Origin of the sequence: Algoriphagus marincola DSM 16067, from assembly GCF_000429405.1 — a bacterium.
GTDB lineage: Bacteria > Bacteroidota > Bacteroidia > Cytophagales > Cyclobacteriaceae > Algoriphagus > Algoriphagus marincola.
Map to the genome: position 1 here is coordinate 180,749 of NZ_AUBU01000002.1, position 20,687 is coordinate 201,435.

Below are 20,687 nucleotides of genomic sequence, written 5' to 3' on the forward strand. Positions count from 1 at the left end.
AAGTTGGGGAATCCTTTGGGTAAACCTCTTAGGCTGAAAGAAGTTTCGTGAGCTTATGGACTTTCCTTTTTGTCTGGCATTTAAAAATTCACCTTACTTTTCCTTTTCTTTGTGAGGAATTTTTCACCAACCAGCCTCTTACACTATGAGACAGCTACTCCTCAGACCAGGAGCCGAAGAACTCTCCTATGAAATTCGTGGAATTGTCAAGAAAGCAAGGCAAATCGAGGCCTTGGGCTATGGGATGACCTGGGAGAATATCGGGGATCCAATCCAGAAGAATAATCAGATTCCAGACTGGATGAAATCCATTATTTCTGAGCTGCTTAAGGAAGATCAAACCTACGGATATGCCGACTCCAAAGGGGTGCTGGAAACGAGGAGATTTCTTGCTGATCTCAATAATGAAAAAGGAGGCGCTCAAATTTCAGCAGAAGATGTTTTATTCTTCAATGGGCTAGGAGATGCAATCGCCAAATTGTATCAATTTTTGGTACCAACAGCCCGGATCATCGGTCCTTCTCCTGCATACTCTACCCACAGCTCTGCAGAGGCTGCTCATGCCAATGCGGCTCCAATTACCTACAAACTCGATCCGGATAATCAGTGGCTTCCGGACATGGAGGACCTGTACCTGAAAGTCAAATACAATCCGTCCATTGTCGGGATTCTGATTATCAACCCCGACAATCCAACCGGGATGGTGTATCCCAAAGAGATTTTGGAAGGCTTTGTGAGAATAGCAGAGGAATTTAAGCTTCTGCTAATCGCTGATGAGATCTATCAGAATATTACCTACAATGGCATCAAAGCAGTTGCCCTTGCTGAAGTAATCGGAAGCCGTCCTGCCATTTCATTGAAAGGGATTTCCAAGGAATTCCCATGGCCTGGAGCACGCTGTGGCTGGATGGAATTTTACAATCGGGAAGCTTCTGAGGAGTTCTCCAAGCTCTGCCAGACATTGGAAAATGCCAAGATGATCGAGGTTTGCTCGACCATTTTACCGCAGCTATCCATTCCAAGGATTATGAGTCATCCTGCCTATTTCTCTTATCGAGAGAGAGCGAATGCGCAAATTGGAAAACGCAGTGACTGGATGCGAGAGATTTTGGGTGATATCAATGGGATTAAGTTTAACCCAACCCAAGGGGCTTTTTACAATACCATTGTTTTTGAGGAAGGAAGACTTTCTGAAAATCAGTTTCTGCCGATCGAAGACCAGAAATTGAAAGATTTACTGGATTCTTGGCTCACTGAACCCAATATGCCATTGGATAAGCGATTTGTCTATTATTTACTAGCTGCTGAGCGGATTTGTGTCGTTCCGATTTCCTCGTTTTGTTCTGATTTGCGAGGATTTCGAGTAACGCTGCTGGAGGAGAATGAGGAAGTTTTTAAGGATACCTTTACTCGACTCGGGAAGGCCATTGAATTCTATTTGAATAGCTGAAAAGTCCAGCTTTATTCGAAAGGGATTTTCAGTTGCTCTCCAAAATGCACCTGTTCTTCAGTGATATTGAGGTTGGAAAGGCCAAGCCCCAAGAGCCTGATGGCTTTGGGGATTTCTTCCTGCCTTAACAGCTCTATACCCACTTCCCAGATTTGAGCCGGTTCGGGATATTGTTCCAAAGTTTTGCTTCGAGTCTGTTGGGTAAAGTCAGCGTATTTAAGTTTGATCGTAACCGTTCGGCCTTTGATTCCTCCTTTTTGGCTTCGCTTGATTACCTCTTCGAAAATTGATTTCAATTCCATTTCCATTTCCTCGAGGCTGATGAGGTCCTTTTCGAAGGTATTTTCTGCACTGAGACTCTTTCGAACTCGGTGAGGCTGAACCTCTGACAGGTGAATTCCTCGCACGATATTGTAGTAGTGAAGGCCGGACTTGCCAAATTTCTTGGTGAGGAATTGGAGGGAAAATTCCTTGAGATCTTTGCCGTTGAATATTCCTAGCTTTTCCATTTTTTCGGCTGTGACCTTTCCTATTCCAAAGAATTTTTTGATCGGTAGCTTTTCTAAAAATTCTTCGGCTTCTTCAGGCAAAATCACTGCTTGTCCATTGGGCTTATTTAGATCGGAAGCGATTTTTGCCAAAAACTTATTGTAGCTGACCCCGGCTGAGGCATTCAAGCCTGTTTTTTCTTTGATTTTTTGCCGTATCTGCCTGGCGATTAAAATGGCGGATTTGAGCCCCATTTTATTTTCCGTCACATCCAAAAATGCTTCATCCAAAGAAAGGGGCTCAACCAAGTCAGTGTATTCAAAGAATATTTCCCTGATCTGCCGTGAGAGCTCCCGATAGCGGTCAAATCGATGAGGTGCAAAGATAAGATGCGGACATTTCCTAGCTGCCAAAACGGAGGACATAGCTGAGTGAATTCCATATTTTCTCGCTTCATAGCTAGCAGCTGCCACCACACCTCTCGCCGCATTCCCTCCAACTACCAGAGGCTTTCCACGCCATTCAGGATGGTCCAGTTGCTCCACCGAGGCATAGAATGCATCCATGTCGACATGGATTATTTTTCGGATGATTTGGCCAGGATTACTTTCTTTATTTTCCACTCAGGACCTCCAGGATGGCATTTGCTTTTAGCAGACATTCATCATACTCTTGCTCAGCTTCGGCATCGATGGTGATGGCACTGCCTACAGCAAAATAGAGTTTTTTGCTCGATTGATCTAAGATGATGCTCCTGATTATTACCGAAAAGTCAAAATCTCCACTTTCGTTTATGAATCCCAAGGCTCCTGAAAACCAGCCTCTTTTGAAGTTTTCGAATTGTTCAATGAGCTCCATGGTTTTGATTTTGGGGGCGCCTGTCATACTTCCCATGGGAAAAGTGGCCTCAATGATTTGTCTAAAGGTCGCATTTGGTTTGAGGGTAGCTGATACAGTACTGATCATCTGATGTACTCTGGGAAAAGAGTAGAGTCCAAAGAGCTCTGGAACCTCAACCGATCCTATTTCCGAGACTTTGGATAGGTCATTGCGCATGAGGTCTGTGATCATGAGGTTCTCCGCACGTTCCTTCTCACTTGCATGGAGCTGCTTTTTGTTTTTGAGGTCTTCTGCTTCATTTTGTCCCCTTTTGGCAGTTCCTTTGATCGGCTGGGCGATGAGTTGATTCCCTGTTTTTTTCAGGAAACGTTCTGGTGAGGCAGATAGAATGTATTTTTCCCCAGCTTTAAAAAGTGCCGCAAATGGCATCGGAGACTTTTTATTCAACCTGAGAAAGGTATAGACTGGGTCCATGTCTTCAAAATCCGCTTGGTACGCTATGCAATAGTTCATTTCATAGGTATTGCCCTCACGGATTTCATCCTGAATCATTCGAAAATTTTTCAGATATTCCTCTTTGCTTGTCTGAGAATGAATGTTAATTGATGTCGTTTTTGGTTTTGGGCAAACTAGATTGAAAATTTCTGGTGGTAATGGCTGGCTAGAACTGATCTCCGAATTATTCCAGGATAGCTGGAGTTCGGGCTGGAAAAACAGAAAGTCAGGTAGCTCAAAAAAACTCGGGTTTTTACTCGATAGTTTCTCGATTTGATTTTTAAAATCATAAGAAAAAATACCGGCCAGAGCTTCTTTCGAATATCTTTTTTCAAGCTCTTCGATTGAATTGATTGCTTGGTTTCCGGTTAGAATTTGATTGGGAAATGGGCCTTTGGGGTAGGAGTGACTATTCCCATGAGTAAAAAGATAGTGGCTGTAGTTTTGATCAATCCAGCGAAGTAAATGAGGGAGATCTTTTTCTTCTGAAAATGGATAGGTGTGTGAGTTCACAATACAAAAAAAGGGAATTCCGAAGAATTCCCTTGATTTAAATTGGTTGATTGTAATTAGTTTGCTTTTACGTCAAGCATCAAAGATACAGTATTGTAGATAAACTGATCTTTTGCTTTGTCAACTGCATTAGCTTCGTCTCCGTAAGATAGACCCCACTCAGTACGATCAATGTTGAAGCCTGCTTTTGCAGTAACTACACCATTTTCCATCGCAACTGCAGCTGGGAACTTGATGTTTTTTGAAGTACCTCTCATAGTCAAGTTTCCGCTGATCCAATGAGTAGGAGTTTCAGGAGAAAGCTCAGATGCAGCCATTGGCGTATTGTCTGTCTCGAATTGCTCCATATCTGCAATTACATCACCAGCAGCGAAAGGCTCGATTCCTGTAATTTCAAAAGTTGCAGTTGGATGGTTGGCAGCGTCGAAGAAATCAGGAGACTGCAAGTGACCCCAAAGTTTGCCGTAGTTCTCAGAACCTTCCTCTAGGTCTTCGATTTTCAAACCTGTGATGTCAAATGTGAATTTTCCACCTGTAATTTCATCACCAGTCACTACCAAAGAACCTTCGGTAGCGGGGATTTTTCCGAAGTGTTGACCAGCCGGCTTGTATCCTCTCCAAGAGATGGTAGTCGCATCCATGTCTAGGTTTAGAGTTTGTCCAGTAGCTTCTGCTACTTCTTTAGCTTCAGATGTTTCTACAGTTTCACTTGGTGCGCCGCATGCGAATGTCAAAAGGGCAGCCGAAAGAAATAGGCCTGTTTGTTTAAATAACTTCATAATGGTTTGTGTTTAGTTTCAAATTTGATGTATATACACGGAAAACCAAAATTAAAACAAAAAGTTCTGGTTCTCAGATTTTTTTTTGAATTTGTTCAAAAATCAAAAACTCAATGCAGGAACCCTTAATAATGGAGCTAAACGGCAAAAAGCCAATTTTCGGAGAGTCATGCTGGCTAGCGCCAAATGCCACTGTGGTCGGTGATGTCATCATGGGAGATGAATGTACGGTTTGGTTCAATGCCGTGGTACGAGGAGATGTGCATGAGATCCGGATAGGCAATCAAACAAATATTCAAGATGGGGTAGTCATCCATTGTACCTACCAAAAAGCCGGAACCTACATAGGCGATCAGGTATCTATCGCTCATAATGCGGTAGTGCATGGCTGTACGATCCATGATCGGGTCTTGGTAGGAATGGGGGCGATCATTATGGATGGAGCTGTTGTGCACTCTGGAGCAGTGATTGCCGCGGGTGCTGTGGTCTTGGCAAATACGGTGGTAGAGGCAAATTCCATTTATGCAGGTATGCCAGCCAAAAAAGTCAAAGAAATAGGTCCTGAGATGAAAGAAGTCATCGAACGAACAGCTAGAAATTACCCAATGTATTCTAAATGGTTTCAAAAAGGCTGATAAAAAATCCACTTAGAATTTTTTAACTAATTGATATTGAGTAAATTCGGATTCTTTTAAAGCTTTTTTATGGAATCAACTTTTAGAAGTTTATCTCAAAAGGGATCATTAATCGCCTTTTTCTTGATGATGATTGCCTTTAATTTATCGCTTTCCTTTTTTATGCCTAAGGAATATGCGCTGGATTTGAAATTTGCCTACACATTTTCGGAAGCATGGCAATCCCTCTCGGCAATGGATATGGATACAAGGGACCTTTATCGGAAGGGGATATGGTTTCTTGATTTACCGTATTTGATTGTATACAGTGTCTTTTTCTCAGGATTACTACACAGGCTGATGGGGATGAAGCGAGTTGTCTTCCTACCTTTTTTGGTAGCTTCCTTTGATTTTATTGAAAACCTATTGGTATTACGACTATTGAAGATTTTTCCAGAGCCTTCTAAGGTACTTACCCTAACAGCCTCCGTTGCTACGACCTTAAAATGGATTGCCGTGGCTATTATGCTTGGGATAGTACTGTTCGGTATTTTCCGATTAGTCTTTTCTAAGAAATATTTTCCTCAATCTTCTTCTAGGTCTAGGCTTTGATTTTTTAATTTTTGAGTAAAGAAGAATATCCTTTGCTTTTCAAGATATTTTGAATAGTTTTTCAAAACTTACGACCATTAATCTTTTTAGGAAATTTTATGAAAGAGGAATATTTCAAATGGTATTCTCCCCATCTCAATCGAGAGGTTCAGATGTTGACTTTTGGACATGCAGGCTATCCGGTGGTAGTTTTTCCTACCTCGAAAGGGTCCTTTCATGAAAATCGAGATATGGGTTTGATCGGTTCTGCCCAATGGTATATTGAGCAGGGCTTGATTCAGGTTTTTTGTCCGGAAAGTAATGATGCTGACAGCTTTTACAACAGAAACATTCATCCCCATCAACGCATCCAAAATCATGTGGCTTATGATAAAATGATTTGCCATGAGATCGTGGAGCGTATTCGATTGAACACCGCGGTAGCAAAAGTGGTGGTGGCAGGATGTAGTTTTGGGGGCTATCATGCTGCCAACTTTGCCTTCCGGCATCCAGGATATGTAAGCCACATGTTTAGCATGTCAGGTGCCTTTGATATTAGAAATTTCATGGATGGATATAACCATGATGATATTTACTATAACAGCCCCTTAGAATATCTTCCGGGATTAAATGATGATGAGCTGTGGAAGATGGATATTGTACTGGGTACTTCTAATTGGGATATCTGTTTTGATGCAAATCTGAAATTAGACGACTGTCTCAATAAAAAAGGTGTCCCCCATTGGCTGGATGTGAGGCAGGATAGAGTCCATGATTGGGATGTCTGGAAAGAGATGTTTCCACACTATTTAAGTAGAATTAAGTTTGATTAAACCATTTTATCCAATAAGAATATGAAGAAGATAGGAATACTTTTCGGGATGGAAGATACTTTTCCTCAGGCTTTTATCGATCGAGTGAATCAAAAAGCAGAGAAGGGGATTATTGCCGAGGCAGTGAAAATTGACAAGGTGATCCAAAATGAGCTTTCCGATTATGCGGTGATTATTGATCGAATATCTCAGGATGTCCCTTTTTATCGTGCCTTTTTGAAAAATGCAGCCCTGACAGGTACAGCCGTAATCAACAATCCTTTTTGGTGGAGCGCAGATGACAAGTTTTTCAATAATGCCCTAGCAGACCAATTGGGTGTTCCACTACCAAAAACGGTATTATTGCCCTCGGCAGAGCACCCCACGGATACTACTTCTAAGTCCTTTCGAAATCTAGCAGGTCCTCTCGATTGGGATGGCATGTTTGAATACATAGGCTTTCCTGCTTACATGAAGCCTTATGCAGGAGGAGGTTGGAAAAATGTATATAGACTTGAGAATAAAGAAGAGTTTTTTCAGAAGCATCCCGAAACCGGTCAACTAGTGATGTTGCTACAAGAAGAAATTGTATTTGACGAGTACTTTCGTGTCTATTGCCTTGGCGGAAAGGAGGTTCGCATTATGGAATATGAACCCCGAAACCCGCACCATCTTCGCTATGTTGTGGACAGGGCACCATCCTCGAAAAAGCTTTTAGCTAAGGTCAAAAAATATACGATTGATCTATGTAAAGGATTAGGCTATGATTTCAATACTGTAGAATTCGCTGTGAGGGATGGAATTCCTTACGCCATAGACTTTGGTAATCCAGCACCTGATGCCGACATCAATTCGGTAGGTCAGGAAAATTTTGAATGGGTAGTAGAGGAGGCAGCCAACATGGCGATTCGCTACGCAAAAGCTCAAAAACCAGGAAAGATGAATTTGACTTGGGGGACCTTTGTCAAAAACTCCGTGGAAATGGCTAAGCGCTTTTAGTATTTAACTGTTTGATTATGAGTATCTCCAATAAAAAACTACCGAAGTTTACACTCGGCGTAGAAGAAGAGTACCAGATCATCGATCCCGAAACAAGGGACCTTCGCTCACACATGTCCAAAATTGTGGAGGGAGGAAAGATTCAGCTCCGAGAGCAAGTAAAAGCGGAGATGCATCAGTCCGTGGTAGAAGTTGGTACCAATATTTGTCAAAACGTACAGGAGGCCAGAAAGGAAGTGGCTTTTTTACGGAATAAAATTGCTGAGCTAGCCGGAAAACAAGGCTTAATCGTAGGAGCATCGAGTACTCACCCTTTTGCCAAGTGGCAGGATCAGGCTATCACCGATGAGCCCCGCTATCATCATATCGTGGACGAGCTGAAAGATATCGCCAGATCCAATTTGATTTTTGGTCTTCATGTTCACGTCGGCATCGAAAATAGAGAAACTGCCTTGCAGCTGATGAATCAGGCCTGCTACTTTCTCCCCCATATTTATGCCCTGACGACCAATTCCCCATTTTGGGAGGGAAGAGATACAGGTTTTAAGGCTTTCCGAGCAAAGATTTTTGCAAAATTCCCACGGACAGGACTTCCCGAATACTTTGATTCGGTTCAGTCTTATGACAATTATCTGGAGATTTTGGTTAAGACTAATTGCATTGATAACCCAAAGAAAATCTGGTGGGATCTTCGGATGCATCCCTTTTTTAGTACCATCGAATTTCGAATCTGCGATATGTGTCTGACGGTAGAAGAGACTACCTGCATCGTCGCGCTGATTCAAGCTGTGGTTGCCAAGCTTTACAAGCTATTGATGAGCAACACGAGCTTTAATATTTACCGTATCGCATTGATTCGAGAAAATAAATTCCGTGCAGCAAGAAATGGGATTGAAGGCAAATTGATCGATTTTGGTAAGAAATCAGAAGTCCCAACCATCGAATTGATTGCTGAGCTATTGGATTTTATTGATGATGTGGTAGATGAGTTGGGCAGCAGAGAAGAAGTGGAATACGTTCATCAAATTCTAGCTAAGGGCACAGGAGCTGATCAGCAATTGGCAGTCTATCGTGAGACTGGAGACTTAGCAAAAGTCGTAGACTATATCACTGGTAAATTTACCGAAGGTATTTGAGTATTTGCCGTACCTTTGACCCGTAAAATTCAATCGTAGTGGCAAAATCAAAAATCAATCTGGCTATTTTGGATATGTACGACGGTGAGCCCAATCAGGGCATGCGTTGTATTCAAGAGATAGTTGGACGTTTTCAGAAACACATTTCTTTTCGGGTTTTTGACGTTCGGGGAAAATCAGAGGTTCCGGACGTTCAGGATTTTGACTTGTTTATTTCGACTGGTGGGCCAGGTAGTCCACTGGAGGGAAATGGTGAATGGGAATTGAAATACTTCGACTTTCTTGATCAGGTGTGGATTTGGAACCAAAACCATAATCAGAAGAAGTTTTTACTGCTGATCTGTCACTCGTTTCAGATGGCCTGTAAGCACTTTGGGCTAGGAGATATCACTAAAAGGAAATCCACTTCCTTTGGTGTGATGACCATCCACAAAACGGAGGAAGGCTTGTTGGACCCACTGTTTTATAATTTGGACAATCCCTTTTGGGCAGTAGATAGCAGAGATTATCAAGTTATTCGTCCTGAAAAACGAAAATTCAAGCAGTTGGGTGCCAAAATCATCGCCTTAGAAAAGATTCGAAATCATGTAGAGTACGAGCGGGCTTTGATGGGAATTCGCTTTTCCGATGAGATCGTAGGAACCCAATTCCACCCGGAGGCAGATGCGATTTCTTTTTTGGAACACCTCAAAAAGCCGGAGGTGAAAGAAAAAATCATCGCAGTCAAAGGTAAAGCCAAGTTTAGAGATATGATCGAGCACTTGGTAGATGAAGATAAAATTGTCAGGACCAATCAGGTTTTGATCCCTAACTTTTTGGAAAGGGGCATAAAGGCTGTCTATACCTACAGAAAAAAGAAAATTTTAATCTAATGCTCGATGATTGAATCTTACCGTAAGCAATTCAATGCTGAGTTTTCGACGCAAAAATACCAAAAGCTTCTTGACTCGATTCAAGATGACTTTGGATATTCTCCTACTTTTCGGGTAGCAGAAACGCCTTTCTTTATTCCTGATGATTTCAAGGAAAAGTTACTTCAGGCCTGCGAAGACTTAGTCACTTTTATTAGGCAGCCAAAATTCAAAGAATTGACCCAAAGGGCGCTTGATCTGAATATTGAGGTTCCTAATGAGGACCTTCATACGCAGTTTATGGCAATTGACTTTGGGGTATGTGAGGAAGATGGAGTGCTTACTCCTAAGCTGATTGAGGTACAGGGATTTCCTTCAATTTTCAATTTTCAGCATAATCTTTTTCAAAAGCTGAAGAAAGTCTACCCGATGCTGGAAGGCTTTACTCCCTATCTATCAGGACTGGATGAAGATAGCTGTCTTTCTTTGCTGAAAAGCACAATTTTAGGTCAATATGCTCCGGAGGAAGTGGTTTTGTTGGAAATTGAACCTGAAAATCAAAATACGAAAATAGATTTTTCCTACTGTGAAAAAGACCTTGGGATTGCCACTTGCTGTGTAACTAAGGTGATTAAAAAAGGGAAAAAGCTTTTTTATAAAAACCGAGACGGTCAAGAAGTTCAGATAAAGCGAATCTACAATCGGGTAGTGTTTGATGAATTGTTTGCTCGACCAGACTTGAAAATGGAGTTCAGCTTTACTGATGAGCTCGAGGTAGAATGGGCCGGGCATCCCAATTGGTACACGCGGATTTCAAAGTTTATTCTTCCCCACCTTCATGGACCTTATTTTATTGAGTCCACTTTGTTGAGTGAGCTTCAGGAAATACCAGAGGATCTTGAAAATTACGTTTTGAAGCCTTTATTTTCTTTCTCGGGTGCAGGAGTAATATTTAATGTGACTAAAGCTGATATTGAGGCAGTCCAAGACAAAGGCTTATATATGCTACAAAAGAAAGTGAGCTATAAGCCTGTAATCCAGGCACCGGATGGATTGGTAAAGGTGGAGGTCCGAATCTTAGCAATCTGGCCTGAGGCTGACGAAAAACCTACCCTTGCCGGAAATCTTGTCCGACTCAGTCGAGGCGAAATGATAGGGGTCAAATTCAATAAAGACAAAGACTGGGTAGGAGGGTCAATAGGCCTTTTTACAAAAAAAGCCTAGTCATCCCTTTATCCCCAAGCAGATGGGTCTTTTCTCCAAGTTCCAAGTGACTGAAGTGCCTTTTCGTCGATATAGGATTTTGCAACCGCTCTTGGCAAAAGATGCTCATAATCGCATAGCGTCACTAATTTGACTCCTGCTTTCTCGAAATTCTCAGCTGCTACCGGAAATCCATAGCTAAATATGGCTACCATTCCTAAGACCTCAAATCCTGCATTGCGAAGGTCCTGAACAGCTTTCAAGGAACTTCCTCCAGTAGATACAAGGTCTTCTACCACCACTACTTTTTGACCTGGGGTAATTTGGCCTTCAATCATGTTCTCCATTCCATGACCTTTTGGTTTGGATCGGACATAGAGAAATGGGATTTCAAGCTCATTGGCTAAAAGTGCCCCCTGTGGAATACCGGCAGTGGCTACACCTGCTATCGCTTCGGCTTGAGGGTAAAAATGCTGTATGGATTGAGTCAAACCATCCCGAATCAGATTACGGACCTTCGGAAATGATAGGGAAAGCCGATTGTCACAATAGATTGGGGATTTCCAACCTGAGGCCCATGTAAAGGGCTGTTCGGGCTGAAGACGAATCGCTTTAATTTTCAATAATTGATCGGCTACTTCAGCTGCTAGTTCATTCGATAAAATTTCCATAGCCCAAAAATACAGGAAACCCGAAAGGAATGTTTGTCTTGGTATAAAAAATCTGCATTTTTAAATCTCAAAGAAATGGTAGAACCCTAAGCGTACCTCCATTCAAAAATAACCATTAAACCCAGCCGTGCTTTTATGCGGATTTTTATTAATGACAAACCGCTGGATATAATCAGCTACAAGCAATTAGTCAATCCTGAAAAATTCGAGGGAGTATTTTCTGACTCTCAGGAATTACCCCCAATCAAGCTCTGGCAGGACGATATTTTGTTCAAAGACCCCTCGGTTGATTTAGTGATTCGAATTTTGTACCAATTAAGGACCCGGAAGCTGAGAGAATTAGACTCCATTACTTTGGTCTCCCAGACTAAGGGGGATCTTAAGAGCTTTATCAAAAGTCGCTTCTACACGATCAGAGCTGCTGGGGGGATAGTCTTAAAAGACAAAAAAGTACTTCTGATCCATCGATTGGGAAAGTGGGATTTTCCAAAAGGTAAATTCGATAAGGGCGAAACTCCTGAGCAATGCGCACTTCGTGAAGTGGAGGAAGAATGTGGGATAAAGGTCAAGATGGGAAGTCCTATCTGTAACACTTGGCATACCTACACCCAAAACCGAAAAAGCATCCTAAAAAAGACCTACTGGTATACGATGTCCTGTACAGATGATAGTCAAATGACTCCACAATTGGAGGAGGGAATTGATGATATTCGATGGTTTGGAATCGAGGAGGCTAAAGTAGCTTTGATCAATTCCTATCCATCCATGCGCTGGCTTTTCAAGCAAATGCTGAAGGGAAATTTTAAATAGAATAAGGCAAAAACTCGCTCACATCTCCTCCATAGCGATGCACTTCCCGAATGACGGTGGAGCTGATAGCGGCGTACTGCGGGGAGGTAATCAGGAAAACTGTCTCCAAGTCTTCGTTGAGATAGCGGTTCATTTGAGAAATGGTATTTTCATATTCAAAGTCGGTGGTATTACGAAGTCCCCGAATCAGAAAATTAGCTCCATGCTTTTTGGCGAGTGTTGAAGTAAGCTCATTGTAGACAATTACTTTCACTGAATCCATGCCTTCGTACACTGACTCTATTTTTTTAACCATCAGGTCGATATCAAAATAGCGATTTTTCTTGGTCGAATTATACCCAATGCCAATTATCACCTCATCAAAAATATCCAAGCTTCGCATGACGATGTCATGGTGTCCTTTGGTGTAGGGGTCAAAAGATCCGGGGAAAATAGCTGTTTTTTTCATGGGTTTGTCGTTCGCAAAAGTTATGTTCTTTGCTCAAATAGCCTTTGAGACTTTCAATAAATCTTAAGGGTGTTTCTTTCTTATAAAAGAGTGTTTTTTATCCAAACGGATGGATCATCCTCATTGATATTGCCAATATACCTCAAACAGACCCAAATCCTTTATTTTTTTGAATCCGTGAGAGTAATTCTGATTGGCATGAGGGGTTAAAATCCGCACATTATGGAAATACTCTTGAGCCCATTCTTCTGTGATTTCGGACTTAGAAGGCACTCCGTAGATTGTAACCCGAACGTGCTTTGGATTAAAATTCAATTGCTTGATCAGAATCTGTACATATTTGAGCAGGTCTTCCTTCTTTGATATCTCAAACATATTGAAGGTAGTAAGCTCTTGATCGGTAAAGGCCGCTAGATACATTTTACCATCCAAAAGATTAACAAGTATTTCTTGCCCGATCAGATTGAACCGTTCTTTGAAGAGATAAGACAGAAAAGAACAGGAACCATGATAAAAGGAAATTTCAGTAAACCGGGCCTGAAGGCTTCGCTTAAGCTTTTCTTCTATGAATGAAACGATCTGAACATTATTGCTGTCCAGTGATGTGTGGAAAAAATGAGACTTTTCAGGAAGTTCCTGTACATATTCAAGGTAGGTTCTGTCATTTTCGCTCGAATACAAAACCCCAGGAACCAAGCTGAATCCGGATTGATGAAGATAGACCCTTGCTGGCACATCGATTTTTAACAATGGATCTGATATGATGAGTTTTTCCAGAGAGCCCCAATCAAATTTTGGATAAAAATGAATACCAATATTGGCTTGATTCTGATCCTTTGCAAAAATTGCTAAAAAGCTGGGGTATAAAAAAAGTGATAAGCTTGCGGTATCACCCGCATCAAACTTATCACTTTTAAATACTTTTAGAGTGGTTTCCAATTTCGCTTGGATTATTTCCAGTTACCTTCAGTCGAGGCATCTGTTCTGGATCCTACACGAAGAGCCTTCTCGTTGTTGTTCAATCTTCTTTCTGGGTTGATAGGAGCAGGGTCTCTAATTTCGAAAACGTTGATCATGTAGTTATTTCGCTCGATTTTATCTGCGAAAAACTCAAACTGCTTTCCACCTGAACCAGGGACTACTGCTAATCTATCAAGGTCGAAGTCAGGGAATTTACGCTCATTGAATAAGGAGTCAATCACAGGAACAGAACCCAACGTATCGAAAGTGACAGTTGTCTCTTCTTTTCCGTAGTCAAGTAGCTTGGTTGTTTCTGTACGCTGAATCAACCAGATTTCGCCTTCTTGGATAAAGGTTTTAAGACTGTCCCATGTGGAAGCATATTTTCCATTGGAAGCTTCGTAAGCAAGTTGTGCATCTCTAAGCATCTGAAGCTTTTCGATGACAGCACCTTCAATTAGAGCAATTCTTTTCTCTGCTTCTACGACATCATCTACGCCTTTCCATAGGAAATAGCCAAGTGCTAGTGCACCCAAAAGAAATACGAAGGATAAGACTTTGGTTAGATTCATTTTGATTTGAGTTTTAAAATCTGGGTAAGGTTGATGGTTCTTTTTTGCCGTGCTATTTTAGGTATTTATTTCCAAAATTAAAATATCCTTTCCACAATCCTATCTCTCGGAATGATTTTATTCCCCAAAATACCTGATGAATAGAATCCTGAGATACGTTTTTAAGATCTTTTAAGCTCATCCATGCTATTTCGCTCAAGATTTGATTCTGGCTTTCGAGCTCGGGATCTATTCCTAAATGCAGCTTTCCGCCGTTCATTTCTACTTCGAAAAACAATTCTATAGCGTGTAAAGGGGGCTTCAAAAATTCATGCACACACAGGAATTTGCCAACTTCGATTTCCAATCCGGTTTCCTCCATAAACTCCCGCTTCAAATTGCTGGGTGCATCCGATCCAAAGTCCATCCCACCTCCAGGTACTGACCAAAAATTCCTTTGATCACTCATTTTATGTCTGACCATCAGGATTTTATCATCGCGGATCAATACACCGTTTACCCGCGTTCGAAGTTTATTTCCAAATTTCGATTCGATTTCTTGCCCTATTTTGTCTTCTCTCATTTACCTTCGTCTCTTATGGGTAAAGATACTCAGCTAGGTCAGAGACCGTCGGGTTTTATCAGAAAATATTTTCCCTTTGAACCAACAGAGGGGCAGGAGCGGTTTTTTCTTGGGATGGATGAATTTCTGCTAGAGGAGACTGAGGAAAAGCCCACCTTCATCCTAAGAGGCTACGCCGGAACTGGAAAGACCACGCTCGTCTCTGCACTGGTCAAAGTGCTTCCGCGACTCAAAATGAAGTCGCTTTTGCTTGCTCCTACCGGTAGGGCTGCCAAAGTTATGGCTGGGTATAGTTCTCGATCTGCCTTTACTATCCACAAGATTATCTATAAGCCGAAAGAGGAAGTGTCGGGTTTGGGCTTTGGTTTTATTCTTCAGAAAAATTACTTCAAGGACACGGTATTTATTGTCGATGAGTCTTCCATGCTATCTGACGATGGCGGTATGTCGGGAACGCTTTTAGGGGACCTGATTCGCTTTGTTTTTAGTGGGGAAAATAATCGACTTCTTCTTGTCGGGGATACGGCACAGCTACCTCCGGTGGGAAGTGAATACAGTCCTGCATTGGAGTCTGGATATTTGCAAAGGCAATTTCGGCTGAATGCCTCCCAAATTGAGTTGACTGAGGTGATGCGTCAGCGCCAAGAATCCGGTATTTTATTTAATGCAACGGGATTAAGGCAGCTTTTGGGTGAAAAAGACCCCCAAATCAAATTAAAAACAGGCGGGTTTAAAGATATTTTCAAAATGACGGGTGAGCGGCTTGAAGATGGACTGCGCTATGGATATGACAAATTTGGAAGAGAAAACACCGTGATTGTAACCCGGTCCAATAAAAATGCGGTGCAGTACAATCAATACATTAGGCGCATGATTTTTTTCTATGAAAATGAAATTGATACGGGGGACTTGCTGATGATAGTCAAAAACAACTACACTTACATGGCTGATTCAGACCGGGTGAATTTTTTGGCAAATGGTGACATGGCCGAAATTATGAAGATCAGAAGTTTTGAGGAGTTGTATGGGTTTCGATTTGCGACTTTGGAGCTAAGGCTTTTGGATTACCCGGATGAGCCTCATTTCGAAGCAAAGGTGCTACTAGACACACTGTATTCCGCTGCACCAGCATTGACGCGTGAAGAATACCGGAAGCTCTACGATCAGGTTTCGGAGGACTATGCGGATGTCGCAAGTAAAGCTGAGCGAGCGGAATTGATCAGAAAAGACCCGTATTTAAATGCACTTCAGGTGAAGTTTGCTTATGCTTTGACCTGTCATAAGGCCCAAGGTGGTCAGTGGGAGGCGGTATTTGTGGATCAAGGATATTTACCGGATGGTCAGGTTGATCGTGATTTCATACGCTGGCTATATACTGCTGTGACCCGTGCGAAGGAGGAACTCTACCTGCTGAACTTTGCTCCGCAATTTTTCTAAAAGCTGACAAAAGGGCATGTCTGGCTGTTAGAAAAAGTTAAAATACCCCTCAGATCTTATACTGGTCTGGATTTTGAGTTATTATTGAAAAGTTGAATATTTGAATAATTAAATAATGAGAGATATGAAAAAATTCGGTTTGTTACTTGGCTTATTTGCCTTCTTATTTGTGATCCAAGTCAATGCACAAAGTGAATCTGGCGCAGTGATTACCTTCAAGGAAAAGTCTGTTGATTTTGGCGACATCGTACAAGGTCAGAAAGTTTCTCACACATTCGAATTGACCAATACTGGTGAGTCTCCATTGGTAATCTCAAATGTAGCCGCTACTTGTGGATGTACAGTACCTAGCTGGCCAAAAGAGCCCGTCGCTCCCGGGGCATCAGCTGAGATTCAAGTTTCCTTTAATTCAGCTGGGAAAATGGGAAAGCAGAACTCTGTCGTGAGGATTTATTCCAATGCTTCAGAGCCTATTGAAAAGGTTTCACTGATTTCTAATGTGTTGCCCAAGACCAAATAAGATTTTCAATTAATAAGAATTCAAGCCCGTCATTTTGACGGGCTTTTTTATTATCTGGGAACCAAATCCACAAATTCTTTATTAATTGCCTGTCTACATCATGAAACAGAAACCAAAAGAAAAGCGGGTCAGTATCCAAAAAGTATTTGCTACCATCGTCTGGCCCCGTCGAAAGCACCTACTGCTTGGATTATTTTTAATTGTAATCAGTCGATTAGCAGGGTTAGTTCTTCCAGGTGCGAGTAAGTACTTGGTAGATGATGTCATCCCCTCCAATGATCTACAGCTTTTGAAATGGCTGATAATTGCAGTGGTTGCAGCCATTGTGATTCAATCGGTCACATCCTATGCTCTGACACAGATCCTATCGGTAGAGGCACAAAACCTCATCGCCAAGCTTCGTTCCCAAGTCCAAAGTCATATCATCAAGCTTCCCATTCGGTTTTTTGACAATACCAAAACCGGGGAATTGGTGTCTCGGATTATGAGTGATGTGGAAGGTGTCCGCAACTTGGTGGGGACTGGGTTTGCACAGATGATAGGTGGAATTTTGACCGCGGTGATTTCCTTGATTTTATTAATCAGCATTTCACCGATGATGACCTTGTATGTTCTCGTTCCGGTGATTGTCTTTGGAGTTGTTTCTTTGAAAGCTTTCAGTAAAATCCGCCCAATTTTCAGAGAGCGGGGAAAAATCAATGCCCAAGTCACCGGAAGGCTTACTGAAACACTAGGGGGGATCCGTGTGATCAAAGGCTTCAATGCAGAAGAGCAGGAAATCAAAACATTCCAAAAAGGAGTGGATGAGCTTTTTCAGAATGTAAAATCAAGTCTTACTGCGACATCATTTGTTACTTCAGCTGGGACTTTGCTCTTGGGGTTAGCATCTGCCGGCATCATGGGGATTGGTGGCTGGATGATTATGGAAGGTCAAATGACCTTTGGAGATTTCTTAGCCTTTACGCTCTACTTGGGATTCATGATTGCACCCATCGTTCAAATGTCCAATATTGGCTCTCAACTCACAGAAGCATTCGCCGGCTTGGATAGAACGGAGGAAATCATGAATGCTCCACTGGAATCGGATGATAAAAAGCGGAAAATCGAACTCCATGATTTTAAAGGAGATGTCCTTTTCGATAAGGTTTCATTCTCATACGAGGAAGGAAAAGAAGTGGTGAAAGAAATCAGTTTCGAAGCTCCTGCAGGATCAGTCACTGCACTCGTCGGAACTTCGGGCTCTGGAAAGACTACAATCGCCGGTTTGGCAGCTAGTTTTCTGAATCCTGATTCTGGAAAGATTTCATTGGATGGAAATGACTTGGGTGAAGTGACCTTGGAATCCTATCGGTCCCGCTTGGGTGTAGTGCTCCAGGATGATTTTCTCTTTGAAGGTACTATCCGCGAAAATATCCTTTTTCCAAGGCCGGACGCCACAGAAGACCAACTTCAACAAGCAGTGTACGCTGCTCATGTTCAGGAGTTCACCGATCGATTTGAAGAGGGGCTGGACACCTTGATTGGTGAGCGAGGAGTCAAGCTTTCTGGCGGTCAGCGCCAACGAATTGCTATTGCAAGGGCGATTTTGGCTGATCCGAAAATTCTCATCTTGGATGAAGCTACTTCGAATCTGGATACGGAGTCAGAAACGCTCATCCAAGCCAGTTTGAAGGAATTGATGAAAGGGCGTACCACCTTTGTGATTGCTCACCGATTAAGTACGATTCGACAGGCAGATCAGATTTTGGTTATCGAGCAGGGCGAGATCGTGGAGCGCGGCAAACATGATGAATTAATAGCGCTAGAAGGGCGATATTATCAGCTGTATACTTATCAGGCTAGGATTTGATTTCATTTTGATCATAGTCAAAGCCAATGCATTCGATTTGCAAGAAGGTATTTTGTAAATTTGATCTCCCAAATAAATTTTAGAAATGAGTGAACTTCAATGGTACGTGATGTACACGGCTTCGCGTTCGGAAAAAAAGGTAGCGAAAAGACTGAGAGAGAAGGGATGGGACGTTTATCTTCCTTTGGTGACAGAACTTCGTCAATGGTCCGATAGGAAGAAAAAAGTAGAACGTCCACTTTTTAATGGTTATGTATTTGTCAAAACCCAACGAAACCAGCTTTGGGAATGTCTCCAAGAGCCTGGTGCAGTGAAATTCGTCCACTTTTCAGGTCAGCATGCTACGGTTCGGGAAGAGGATTTGGATAAAATCAAACGGGTAGTAGAAACGGGAGTAGCTGTTGAAACTGACGGTACTGAAATCGAGCCCGGCGAGCAAGTGGAGGTAATCGGAGGCCCACTTCAAAATATGGTTGGGGAATGTATCGAAAAGGGAAATAAAGATTATTTCGTAATCAGAATCCCGGGTATTTACCAGAATATGTTGATTAATCTCCATCGTAAATATCTACAGGTGCTTCCCTCCAAAGCATCCTAAATTAAATTTATCCAAAACAAAAAAGGAATGCTCATGCATTCCTTTTTTACGTTAAAGACCGGTGTAATTGAAGGGTGAAATCTGCTTCAATTCCTGCTTGATCTTATCTGAAACGGCTAAACCCTCGATGAATTTGGCGATGGAATCTTGGGTGATTTTTTCATTTGTTCTTGTAAGATCCTTCAGTGCTTCATATGGTTTTGGGTAACCCTCGCGTCGTAGAATAGTCTGTATGGCTTCAGCAACTACTGCCCAGTTTTCTTGTAAATCCGAATCGATCGCGGCTCTGTTAAGCTCTAATTTTCCTAGTCCTTTTTTTAGAGACTCCAGAGCGATAAGCATATGGCCTAATGGCACTCCAATGACCCGAAGGACGGTGCTGTCTGTCAGGTCCCGCTGCAATCTCGAAATGGGAAGTTTTGCTGAGAGATGCTCCAAAAGTGCGTTGGCAATACCGAGGTTTCCTTCCGCATTTTCAAAATCAATCGGATTTACCTTGTGAGGCATAGCAGAGGAGCCTACTTCTCCAGCCTTGATTTTCTGCTTGAAATAATTCATCGCCACATATTGCCAGACATCTTTCGAAAGGTCCAATAAGATTGTGTTGATGCGTTTCATTGCATCGAAAAGAGCAGCAAGATTATCATAGTGCTCTATCTGAGTAGTGGGAAATGAGCGGGAAAGGCCTAAATATTTTTCTACAAAATGCTTTGCAAAGTCATTCCATGGCAAATGGGGATAGGCAACCAAATGCGCATTCATATTACCTGTAGCGCCACCAAATTTCGATGAATAGGGGACTGCTTGGAGTTGCTCAAGTTGCTGCTCAATTCGAGTGATAAAAACCTGAAACTCTTTTCCGAGTCGAGTAGGGGAAGCTGGCTGACCATGGGTTTTGGCCAGCATGGGAATGGATTCCCAAGATTTAGCTTGTTCTCTCAGTTTGTTCAATACACTATCAAGCGTAGGCAAGATTACTTTCTCCACTCCCTCTTTCAACATGAGTGGAGTAGCTGTATTATTAATGTCTTGGGAGGTAAGCCCAAAGTGGATGAACTCTTTAAAAGGCTCTTGTCCAAGCTCATCAAATTTTTTCTTCAGGAAATATTCAACTGCCTTTACATCATGATTAGTGACCTTTTCAGTTTCCTTGATCTCTTCTGCATCCTCAAGGGAGAAATTTTTGACAATATTTCGTAGAGCTGCAAAAAGATCCGTGTCAAAATCTGCCAATTGAGGAAGGGGGAGTTCGCAAAGGGCGATGAAATATTCCACCTCTACATGAACTCTATATTTGATCAAAGCAAATTCAGAAAAATAGGCTTTTAAAGCTTCGGTTTTGCCGGCATATCTGCCATCTACCGGACTGATGGCGGTCAGGGGATTGAATTCCATGATTAGATTGGTGATGATGTACTTTCCAATTTGAGCTGCAATTTACGGCATTGCCTGAAAATATGCCCTGATAGAAGAATAATTATCGATCAG

General features: G+C 42.1%; 22 protein-coding genes. 13 read left to right on the forward strand and 9 right to left on the reverse strand.

The genetic code is table 11. The features are described from left to right. Positions 1-145 precede the first annotated feature (145 nt). A complete protein-coding gene (locus G457_RS0103900; protein WP_026945293.1) occupies positions 146-1,450 on the forward strand; it encodes a pyridoxal phosphate-dependent aminotransferase in 1,305 nt (434 codons plus the stop codon). Between the two features lie 11 nt (positions 1,451-1,461). Here G457_RS0103900 and dinB read toward each other — a convergent pair whose 3' ends face one another. Genes dinB through G457_RS0103915 form a run of 3 tightly spaced genes read right to left on the reverse strand, consistent with a single transcriptional unit; the run spans position 1,462 to position 4,566 of the window. Further along, on the reverse strand, positions 1,462-2,562 hold the full coding sequence (gene dinB / locus G457_RS0103905) for a DNA polymerase IV (RefSeq protein WP_026945294.1): 1,101 nt from the start codon (positions 2,560-2,562) through the stop codon (positions 1,462-1,464). Further along, positions 2,552-3,787 (reverse strand): anthranilate synthase component I family protein, encoded by a 1,236-nt coding sequence (locus tag G457_RS0103910; RefSeq protein WP_051260694.1) that lies wholly within the window; start codon positions 3,785-3,787, stop codon positions 2,552-2,554. The genes dinB and G457_RS0103910 overlap by 11 nt, the downstream gene beginning before the upstream one ends. 56 nt (positions 3,788-3,843) lie before the next feature. Next, on the reverse strand, positions 3,844-4,566 hold the full coding sequence (locus G457_RS0103915; protein ID WP_026945296.1) for a YceI family protein: 723 nt from the start codon (positions 4,564-4,566) through the stop codon (positions 3,844-3,846). Between the two features lie 113 nt (positions 4,567-4,679). Here G457_RS0103915 and G457_RS0103920 point away from each other — a divergent pair, with 113 nt between their 5' ends. From G457_RS0103920 to G457_RS0103950, 7 genes are all read left to right on the forward strand, one after another. After that, a complete protein-coding gene (locus G457_RS0103920; protein ID WP_051260695.1) occupies positions 4,680-5,201 on the forward strand; it encodes a gamma carbonic anhydrase family protein in 522 nt (173 codons plus the stop codon). 69 nt (positions 5,202-5,270) lie between these two features. Then, the gene (locus G457_RS22165) at positions 5,271-5,792 is read left to right on the forward strand and encodes a hypothetical protein (RefSeq protein ID WP_026945298.1); all 522 of its coding nucleotides are present in this window, start codon (positions 5,271-5,273) and stop codon (positions 5,790-5,792) included. A 98-nt stretch (positions 5,793-5,890) separates the two neighbouring features. Then, positions 5,891-6,604, forward strand: coding sequence for an esterase family protein (locus G457_RS0103930; protein ID WP_026945299.1), 714 nt, complete (start codon positions 5,891-5,893; stop codon positions 6,602-6,604). Positions 6,605-6,625: 21 nt separating this feature from the next. Next, positions 6,626-7,582 carry an ATP-grasp domain-containing protein gene (locus G457_RS0103935; RefSeq protein ID WP_026945300.1) on the forward strand — a complete coding sequence of 319 codons (957 nt, stop codon included), beginning with the start codon at positions 6,626-6,628 and terminating at the stop codon, positions 7,580-7,582. 17 nt (positions 7,583-7,599) lie between these two features. Beyond that, the gene (locus G457_RS0103940; RefSeq protein ID WP_035483099.1) at positions 7,600-8,718 is read left to right on the forward strand and encodes a carboxylate-amine ligase; all 1,119 of its coding nucleotides are present in this window, start codon (positions 7,600-7,602) and stop codon (positions 8,716-8,718) included. Positions 8,719-8,756: 38 nt separating this feature from the next. Continuing rightward, a complete protein-coding gene (locus G457_RS21005) occupies positions 8,757-9,590 on the forward strand; it encodes a type 1 glutamine amidotransferase (RefSeq protein WP_035483101.1) in 834 nt (277 codons plus the stop codon). Between the two features lie 6 nt (positions 9,591-9,596). Continuing rightward, complete coding sequence (locus tag G457_RS0103950) at positions 9,597-10,793, forward strand: hypothetical protein (protein ID WP_026945302.1); 1,197 nt, start codon at positions 9,597-9,599, stop codon at positions 10,791-10,793. 8 nt (positions 10,794-10,801) lie between these two features. Here G457_RS0103950 and pyrE read toward each other — a convergent pair whose 3' ends face one another. Continuing rightward, positions 10,802-11,443, reverse strand: coding sequence for an orotate phosphoribosyltransferase (gene pyrE / locus G457_RS0103955; protein WP_024284917.1), 642 nt, complete (start codon positions 11,441-11,443; stop codon positions 10,802-10,804). A gap of 135 nt (positions 11,444-11,578) precedes the next feature. Here pyrE and G457_RS0103960 point away from each other — a divergent pair, with 135 nt between their 5' ends. Continuing rightward, complete coding sequence (locus G457_RS0103960; protein WP_026945303.1) at positions 11,579-12,253, forward strand: NUDIX hydrolase; 675 nt, start codon at positions 11,579-11,581, stop codon at positions 12,251-12,253. On the opposite strand, the gene coaD is transcribed toward G457_RS0103960, so the two are convergent. From coaD to G457_RS0103980, 4 genes are all read right to left on the reverse strand, one after another. Next, a complete protein-coding gene (coaD, locus tag G457_RS0103965) occupies positions 12,246-12,701 on the reverse strand; it encodes a pantetheine-phosphate adenylyltransferase (protein ID WP_026945304.1) in 456 nt (151 codons plus the stop codon). The two genes, G457_RS0103960 and coaD, sit on opposite strands and share 8 nt — an antisense overlap. Before the next feature lie 120 nt (positions 12,702-12,821). Then, complete coding sequence (locus tag G457_RS0103970) at positions 12,822-13,640, reverse strand: DUF3822 family protein (RefSeq protein WP_026945305.1); 819 nt, start codon at positions 13,638-13,640, stop codon at positions 12,822-12,824. A gap of 11 nt (positions 13,641-13,651) precedes the next feature. Further along, positions 13,652-14,233, reverse strand: a complete 582-nt coding sequence (locus tag G457_RS0103975; RefSeq protein ID WP_026945306.1) for a hypothetical protein — start codon at positions 14,231-14,233, stop codon at positions 13,652-13,654. Between the two features lie 52 nt (positions 14,234-14,285). Further along, on the reverse strand, positions 14,286-14,795 hold the full coding sequence (locus tag G457_RS0103980) for an NUDIX domain-containing protein (protein ID WP_026945307.1): 510 nt from the start codon (positions 14,793-14,795) through the stop codon (positions 14,286-14,288). 15 nt (positions 14,796-14,810) lie between these two features. On the opposite strand from G457_RS0103980, the gene G457_RS0103985 reads away from it, so the two are divergent. From G457_RS0103985 to G457_RS0104000, 4 genes are all read left to right on the forward strand, one after another. After that, positions 14,811-16,232: an ATP-dependent DNA helicase gene (locus tag G457_RS0103985; RefSeq protein WP_026945308.1), complete on the forward strand. Its 1,422-nt coding sequence runs from the start codon at positions 14,811-14,813 to the stop codon at positions 16,230-16,232. Between the two features lie 124 nt (positions 16,233-16,356). Beyond that, positions 16,357-16,752: a DUF1573 domain-containing protein gene (locus G457_RS0103990; RefSeq protein ID WP_026945309.1), complete on the forward strand. Its 396-nt coding sequence runs from the start codon at positions 16,357-16,359 to the stop codon at positions 16,750-16,752. A 100-nt stretch (positions 16,753-16,852) separates the two neighbouring features. Further along, positions 16,853-18,601: an ABC transporter ATP-binding protein gene (locus G457_RS0103995; protein ID WP_026945310.1), complete on the forward strand. Its 1,749-nt coding sequence runs from the start codon at positions 16,853-16,855 to the stop codon at positions 18,599-18,601. Positions 18,602-18,686: 85 nt separating this feature from the next. Further along, positions 18,687-19,199 (forward strand): UpxY family transcription antiterminator, encoded by a 513-nt coding sequence (locus G457_RS0104000; RefSeq protein WP_026945311.1) that lies wholly within the window; start codon positions 18,687-18,689, stop codon positions 19,197-19,199. A gap of 51 nt (positions 19,200-19,250) precedes the next feature. Here the strand turns inward: G457_RS0104000 and purB are convergent, their stop codons facing one another. Then, positions 19,251-20,594: an adenylosuccinate lyase gene (purB, locus tag G457_RS0104005; protein ID WP_026945312.1), complete on the reverse strand. Its 1,344-nt coding sequence runs from the start codon at positions 20,592-20,594 to the stop codon at positions 19,251-19,253. Positions 20,595-20,687 lie beyond the last annotated feature (93 nt).

Bases quoted from the DNA above. Each gene is read 5' to 3' on its own strand.
- G457_RS0103900 (WP_026945293.1), top strand. From the start codon at position 146: ATGAGACAGCTACTCCTCAGACCAGGAGCCGAAGAACTCTCCTATGAA.
- G457_RS0103915 (WP_026945296.1), bottom strand. From the start codon at position 4,566: ATGAAGTTATTTAAACAAACAGGCCTATTTCTTTCGGCTGCCCTTTTG.
- G457_RS0103920 (WP_051260695.1), top strand. From the start codon at position 4,680: ATGCAGGAACCCTTAATAATGGAGCTAAACGGCAAAAAGCCAATTTTC.
- G457_RS22165 (WP_026945298.1), top strand. From the start codon at position 5,271: ATGGAATCAACTTTTAGAAGTTTATCTCAAAAGGGATCATTAATCGCC.
- G457_RS0103930 (WP_026945299.1), top strand. From the start codon at position 5,891: ATGAAAGAGGAATATTTCAAATGGTATTCTCCCCATCTCAATCGAGAG.
- G457_RS0103935 (WP_026945300.1), top strand. From the start codon at position 6,626: ATGAAGAAGATAGGAATACTTTTCGGGATGGAAGATACTTTTCCTCAG.
- G457_RS0103940 (WP_035483099.1), top strand. From the start codon at position 7,600: ATGAGTATCTCCAATAAAAAACTACCGAAGTTTACACTCGGCGTAGAA.
- G457_RS0103950 (WP_026945302.1), top strand. From the start codon at position 9,597: ATGATTGAATCTTACCGTAAGCAATTCAATGCTGAGTTTTCGACGCAA.
- pyrE (WP_024284917.1), bottom strand. From the start codon at position 11,443: ATGGAAATTTTATCGAATGAACTAGCAGCTGAAGTAGCCGATCAATTA.
- G457_RS0103960 (WP_026945303.1), top strand. From the start codon at position 11,579: ATGCGGATTTTTATTAATGACAAACCGCTGGATATAATCAGCTACAAG.
- coaD (WP_026945304.1), bottom strand. From the start codon at position 12,701: ATGAAAAAAACAGCTATTTTCCCCGGATCTTTTGACCCCTACACCAAA.
- G457_RS0103975 (WP_026945306.1), bottom strand. From the start codon at position 14,233: ATGAATCTAACCAAAGTCTTATCCTTCGTATTTCTTTTGGGTGCACTA.
- G457_RS0103980 (WP_026945307.1), bottom strand. From the start codon at position 14,795: ATGAGAGAAGACAAAATAGGGCAAGAAATCGAATCGAAATTTGGAAAT.
- G457_RS0103985 (WP_026945308.1), top strand. From the start codon at position 14,811: ATGGGTAAAGATACTCAGCTAGGTCAGAGACCGTCGGGTTTTATCAGA.
- G457_RS0103990 (WP_026945309.1), top strand. From the start codon at position 16,357: ATGAAAAAATTCGGTTTGTTACTTGGCTTATTTGCCTTCTTATTTGTG.
- G457_RS0103995 (WP_026945310.1), top strand. From the start codon at position 16,853: ATGAAACAGAAACCAAAAGAAAAGCGGGTCAGTATCCAAAAAGTATTT.
- G457_RS0104000 (WP_026945311.1), top strand. From the start codon at position 18,687: ATGAGTGAACTTCAATGGTACGTGATGTACACGGCTTCGCGTTCGGAA.
- purB (WP_026945312.1), bottom strand. From the start codon at position 20,594: ATGGAATTCAATCCCCTGACCGCCATCAGTCCGGTAGATGGCAGATAT.